Source organism: Oleiphilus sp. HI0117, assembly GCF_001635235.1.
On sequence record NZ_LWGA01001101.1, the window covers coordinates 1 to 721 of the forward strand.

Annotated in this window: 1 protein-coding gene; it reads right to left on the reverse strand. The window is 38.3% G+C overall.

The window, feature by feature from the left end; genetic code table 11:
- Positions 1 to 710, reverse strand: a 710-nt coding sequence (dptF, locus tag A3757_RS19800; RefSeq protein ID WP_068740145.1) for a DNA phosphorothioation-dependent restriction protein DptF, incomplete at its 3' end; no start/stop codon positions are given.
- Between the last annotated feature and the right edge of the window lie 11 nt (positions 711 to 721).

The window sequence follows — 721 nt, forward strand, 5'->3', positions numbered from 1 at the left end:
TCAAATAAATATCCCGGTCCAGTCAGGATGCAGTATATGAAGTCTAGGAGCATCCGTGTCGTAATGAACTGATCCTTTCTGATACGGGCACTCAGCAATAACTCTATGACTACCTTTTGGATTCGACTATCGCGCAACAATAAGAAGTTTGCCGCTAACTTCTTATCTTTACCTGAAGCATGACATTCATTGTATAAGTCACGAAAGTGGTTTCGACTATCATCACGAACGACTTTATCTAATAGTGTTTTAAAAAATTCTGACTGAACCTCACCATCCAATATCTGGAATTTTGGAAATGATTCAAAATCTAAAAAAGTGTATTCGGTACTATCTTTTTCGTTGTTTAAATAGGCATTTATTGCTTTCTTAACCCTGGAGTGAGCATCATCACCTTCGCGCTCAAAATTCGCCAACATACCAATATTGATGCCAACGACGAGTGCTTTATCGCTAGTCAAATGCCTGCTGAATAATTCGTTCAGAGTATCAATAGCAGTCTTCTTAGGTTCGAAGCTGTGTGTAGCATCCAAGTGAAACTCGATAGTACTTTCATATTGATTCCGATAACGGGTCAGTATTTCTGATTTGCCATCTCCACTACTTCCACACAGAAAAACAATCTCATTAGATGCAATGCTCTCAAGCTTTGCTCTAAATGCCCGCTCAATATCTGTTTCTACAAACAAATAATCTTTTATTCTCTTCACTATAGGGTCAA